This window comes from Streptomyces mesophilus, from assembly GCF_011044995.1.
In the GTDB taxonomy this organism is placed as follows: Bacteria; Actinomycetota; Actinomycetes; order Streptomycetales; family Streptomycetaceae; genus Streptomyces; species Streptomyces mesophilus.
In genome coordinates, this window is record NZ_JAAKZW010000374.1 from 1 (window position 1) to 4694 (window position 4694).

The 4694-nt window shown below is 65.6% G+C and carries 4 protein-coding genes and 2 pseudogenes; 3 read left to right on the forward strand and 3 right to left on the reverse strand.

Annotated elements, in window-relative coordinates:
- Positions 1 to 100 (forward strand): annotated as a pseudogene (locus G6045_RS39330) (IS5/IS1182 family transposase); the annotation flags it as partial.
- 272 nt (positions 101 to 372) lie between these two features.
- Here G6045_RS39330 and G6045_RS39335 read toward each other — a convergent pair.
- Positions 373 to 1095, reverse strand: coding sequence for a TetR/AcrR family transcriptional regulator (locus tag G6045_RS39335; RefSeq protein WP_165337042.1), 723 nt, complete (start codon positions 1093 to 1095; stop codon positions 373 to 375).
- A gap of 111 nt (positions 1096 to 1206) precedes the next feature.
- Here G6045_RS39335 and G6045_RS39340 point away from each other — a divergent pair, with 111 nt between their 5' ends.
- Positions 1207 to 2298, forward strand: a complete 1092-nt coding sequence (locus G6045_RS39340; RefSeq protein ID WP_165337043.1) for an alpha/beta fold hydrolase — start codon at positions 1207 to 1209, stop codon at positions 2296 to 2298.
- Between the two features lie 315 nt (positions 2299 to 2613).
- On the opposite strand, the gene G6045_RS39345 is transcribed toward G6045_RS39340, so the two are convergent.
- Positions 2614 to 3477 (reverse strand): metallophosphoesterase, encoded by an 864-nt coding sequence (locus G6045_RS39345; protein ID WP_165337044.1) that lies wholly within the window; start codon positions 3475 to 3477, stop codon positions 2614 to 2616.
- Positions 3478 to 3886: 409 nt separating this feature from the next.
- On the opposite strand from G6045_RS39345, the gene G6045_RS39350 reads away from it, so the two are divergent.
- Complete coding sequence (locus tag G6045_RS39350; RefSeq protein ID WP_165337045.1) at positions 3887 to 4264, forward strand: hypothetical protein; 378 nt, start codon at positions 3887 to 3889, stop codon at positions 4262 to 4264.
- A gap of 132 nt (positions 4265 to 4396) precedes the next feature.
- On the opposite strand, the pseudogene G6045_RS39355 reads toward G6045_RS39350, so the two are convergent.
- Positions 4397 to 4694 (reverse strand): annotated as a pseudogene (locus G6045_RS39355) (IS5 family transposase); the annotation flags it as partial.

Sequence of the window (4694 nt, forward strand, 5' to 3'; positions counted from 1 at the left end):
GAACTGGAAGATCCTGCGGGACTGCCGACTGAAGGGCAACGGCGTTCACCAGGCCGCACTCGGCATCGCACGCCTTCACAACATGGCCCTCACGGGATAACTCAGACCCCATACGGGACAACCTCTAGGGAGCTGTTCGGACCGACGGTCGCGTGCCGCTGCAGCGGCTGGACTTCTGCCTCATCGACGCAGAGGCAGCTGCAACAGCATCGGCTCCTCGTCCAGCCAGCCCCGCTGATGCCGATCTCGAATTTTCCTCAGTGTCGCTCTTCGCCTCAGTTGGTTCTCGAAGGGAACCAACTGAGTAATGGGAGAGGGAAGAAGGACTCACGATCGCTTGGTCGGCGAGTGCTCGAGTTCCAGACCAGCTCACTAGGGGATCAGGGCTGCCACCCCATCAAGGATCCGCTCGAGGCCGAAGTCCAGCGCGTCCCCGCCTTGTGGCATGAAGGCACCCTCTGCGACCGCCGACGTGAGCGCGGGGAAGCGGTCCGCGTGGCGCTTTAGGACGTCGGCCGTGAGGTGGGCCCACTCCTCGTTCGCCGCCTCGTCGTGGTCGACGGTCTGCTGGGCGATGTTGCGGATGTGTCCCACGAGTAGCAGGAACGTGTCATGCCGCTGCGGGGCCGACAGGCCGGTTGTGGCCAGCACGGCCAGCGCGGTGTCCAGCCAGCCGAGTTGATGGGGGCCCATGATCTGGCGACGCATGCCGGTGGCCGTCAGGATCCACGGGTGGCGGCGGTACACGGCTGAGCACTGGCGCGCCCACTCGGTCAGCTGCGGGCGCCAGCCGCCGGGGATGTAGGTGACGGAGACCGGTGGGCCGATCGCGAGGTCGACCATCAGGTCGACGAGTTCCGCCTTGCCGGGGACGTACCGGTAGAGCGCCATCGCAGTGACGTCGATTCCCCTGGCGACCCGCGCCAGCGAGACCGCATCCAGGCCCTCCTTGTCGGCGATCCCGATCGCCACCTCGGCGATCCGGCCTGCGGTCAGCGAGGGCTTCGGGCCGCGGCTCGGCTGCCCCTGCTCACCCCAGAGCAGCGCGAAGCTCCCCTCCACGCCGGCCTGCTTCCCCACCTTCTTCGCAGCCACCGCACCTCCTCCGCCGTTCTCCGTTGACACCCCGCCCTAACTGTTTATAGCGTATAGCCAACTGCTTACGGCATATACAGTTTCGTTGGAACGGATCCCCAGGGAGTCCTTATGCTCGCCGCCATCGTCGCCACCTCCGCAGCCGCGCTCCTCGCCGCACCGACGGCCGGAATCCTCGGCCACCGCGCCCTGAAGCGCTCCCGCAACGCCTCCCTCATGAAGATCGACAGCCCGAACGGCATCGACGAGCGCAGCTTCGTCCGCATCGGCGGCATCGACCAGTGGATTTCGGTCCGCGGCGAGGACCTGGCCAACCCGGTCGTCCTTGAGCTGCACGGCGGGCCCGGCGCCTCGACCGCGATCTTCGGGCCGCGCACCAGATCCTGGGAGAAACACTTCACGATCGTCCGCTGGGACATGCGCGGCACCCTCAAGACCCTTGGCCACAACGGCGCCGACGGCCAGGGAGAGATGACCTTCGACCGGATCTACGCGGATGCGATCGAGGTCACCGACCACATCCGCACCCGCCTCGGCGTCGACAAGGTCGTCCTGCTCGGCCTCTCCTACGGCAGCGCCTTCGGCCTGCGGCTCGCCCGCGCATTCCCCGAGCACTACTCCGCGTACGTCGGCACCGACCAGAACATCCACGACTCCGGCCGCGACAACTCCGTACACGAGGCACTCCTTGCACGACTGCGGGCGACCAAAAAGCACAAGGAACTCGCGGCGGTAGAGGCCCTGGACACCGACAAGCACCGCTGGACCACCCGCGAGCGCGCGATGCACGCCAAGCTGCTGGCCACCACCGATCCGCTGACCCTGGACACGATGAAGAAGGTCGTCATGGGATCCCTGTGGCTCTCGCCGCTGCACTCGCTGCGCGAGCTGGGGCACTTCGCCAAGGGCATGAGCTTCTCGGAACAGGTCACCGCAGGCACGTCAGGCTTCGACGACTGGGCGGACGGTACCGAATTCAAGATCCCGTTCTTCCTCTTCCAGGGCGAGAAAGACGTCCTTACGTCGCCCGACCTCGCCCGCCGCTTCTTCGACGATGTCCAGGCCCCGGTCAAGGACTTCGCACTGATCGATGACTGCAGCCACTTCGCGGCGTTCCGCCGGCCGGAGCGGTTCCTCGAGCTGATGCTGGCTCACGTACGGCCGGTGATTGTCGCCGACGAGTCAGCTGCAGCAGGCATCTGACCGGGTTGCGGCCAGCGGCCCCGGGCCCGGAACGGGCCATCCAGGCACCCCTGGGCACCACCCGGCGGGTGGGGAGATCAACTGAGCAGGTTTGGCCACTCCATGAGCACTACCTGGGGAGATTGAAGAAGCACCATCACCGCTCCATCAACTACCTCAGCCTGTCCCAGGCCCCTCGATCCCCCCAGTCGCCGTCGGAAGACCGAGCCGCGGCACGACCTGCCTGACCCCACCCCCCAACAGAAGGAGAGCGACGGCGCCACCACAGAACAAGCAGGCAGCATCTTCCCGCAACAGCCCGTACATTCAGGCTAGTTAGGCATTGCCGAGCCTACTGATGGCCCTGCGCACCCGCGCCTCGTCGGCCTCGTACACTGTCTCACCCATGCGCGGACCCCGGGCGTGGAGCGTATGGATCAACGGTCCAGACGGTGTCCCCAGGCGGACCAGCGAAGCCGACGGGCCGTGAACTGCACGCACGGTACCCGGCCGGCTGGTCAGGTCGATGCGGCTCACGACCCCTGGGGTGACCCAGACCGTCGCCTGCTCCAGACGCGCCAGAATCTGCAGATGGAAGTGCCCGCACAAGACGAGCTGAACGTCCGTCCCGCGGATGATCTCGGCCAACTCGCCAGCATTCTCGAGGCCAAGCGCCTGTTGGACCGGCACATCCAGAGCGACCGGCGGATGATGAAAAGCCAACACGGTGCCTAACGGGGCCGGTGCGGCCAACCGCTCCCGCAACCACTCGAGTTGACCGCTGTCCAAGTGCCCGTATCCCTTGCCCGGCACGAGCGTGTCCAGCGTGATCAACCGCCATCCGCCGACAATGCTGACCGCTGCCCGCTCACCTGCCGCCCCCTCATACACGGCCTCGGGCTGTCGGTGCCCACTGCCAAGCACCTCACGAAACGCGCCGCGGTCATCGTGGTTCCCCGTCGTGTAAAAGACCTCCGCCCCCCGTCGGCCGGCGTAGGCGGACACGAGCTCGCCGGCCCGCGTGTATGCCTCGCGGGAACCGTCGTCGGCAACGTCACCGGTGATGATCACCGCATCGAGGTCGTCCAGGTACTGGAGTTCATCCAGCAGGAGACGGAGCGCGGCAGTACCGTCGGCCCCGTCAACGTCCGGGGCACCCGCCGCGTCGAGATGCGTGTCAGAGAGATGCAAGATCCGCATCACCCGAACGTAGCCCTCCGCCACCAAGTCGGGCCAGGCCCCCTACCCCATCAAAGCTGCCATGATCCCACCGGCCACTTCAAAGGATCCGCACCCGTCTAAGTTACGGGATGCGGGGTGCCGCCCTTGGCGGCACCCTACGGATCGAGTCGAGCCAGGCGTCTACGGCATTGAACTCCCGCGTCACAGCGTCGCGTTGATTGCCCACCAGGGGCAGTCACCTGCACCCCTTACGCGTATTCTGCGGTTATGGGCCCCGAGTCGGCGTACCTGCTCGTTACGATCGCTTCAGTTATCGGTACTTTTGTGCCGGCGGCCTACAAACTCGTGCTCCGCTACCTCTGGCGGAAGCGCCAAATCACGGCCATCGAAGACCAAGTTGAGGACCTCCCCGGCGTACGGGGGCCCGATGCCCGCTAAGAAGGTCCGCTCCCGCAAGATTCAAGCGGAGGACATCAGCAGTGCCGGCATCGCCAGTCTCGTTGTCACGGCCGGGTTCAACCTCGGGGCCAACACATGGCCCGGCAAACTCCTCATCTGGTCCTCCATCTTCATCGTGCTCCTCCTACCACCCTTGGTCGCAGCCGCATTGAACGTGATCGACGACGCGCTCAAGTACTGGCAGTGGAAGTCGCTGAGGAACAGCCTGGAGAAGATCTTGCACAAGACCGCTGACCCTGTAGCTAGAGCCAAGCTCGAAGAGGACATCAAGAAGGCAGACCAAGAGCTCTCCACGACAACTCTCGAGACTATGCGCGGGATCCACGCCGAAGAGGCAGAGGGCTGAATCTCCTCACGGGGCCACCCGCCCGTGTTTGCGGAAGGGTGCCATCGCCTCAGGAGCGACCTGGTCGGCCAGGGCCTCGACCTGGGCAGCGGCTCGATCGATCTCACTAAGAGGTCGTTTTCTCCCGGTGTTTCATCCCGTGATACGGCTTTGATTTGGTGATGCCGGGTCGCGCCAGGAGATGGTGTTCTCGCCAGTGAGGCCGGGCCATGAGGTCGGTCATGGCGAAGTGGATCATGGCTTCGGAGCGGTGCGGGTGGGTTTCGTAGTCGCGGGCGAGGCGCCGGTGCAGCGTCAGCCAGACGTAGGTCCGCTCGACCGCCCAGCGTTTCGGGACCGGGGTGAAACCCCTGGTCCCGGCTGTGCGTTGGACGATTTCGAGGTCGATGCCGAGGGTGGCGGCGTGTTCGATGAAGTGTTTGCGGTAGCC

Bases quoted from the DNA above. Each gene is read 5' to 3' on its own strand.
- G6045_RS39340 (WP_165337043.1), top strand. From the start codon at position 1,207: ATGCTCGCCGCCATCGTCGCCACCTCCGCAGCCGCGCTCCTCGCCGCA.
- G6045_RS39350 (WP_165337045.1), top strand. From the start codon at position 3,887: ATGCCCGCTAAGAAGGTCCGCTCCCGCAAGATTCAAGCGGAGGACATC.
- G6045_RS39345 (WP_165337044.1), bottom strand. From the start codon at position 3,477: ATGCGGATCTTGCATCTCTCTGACACGCATCTCGACGCGGCGGGTGCC.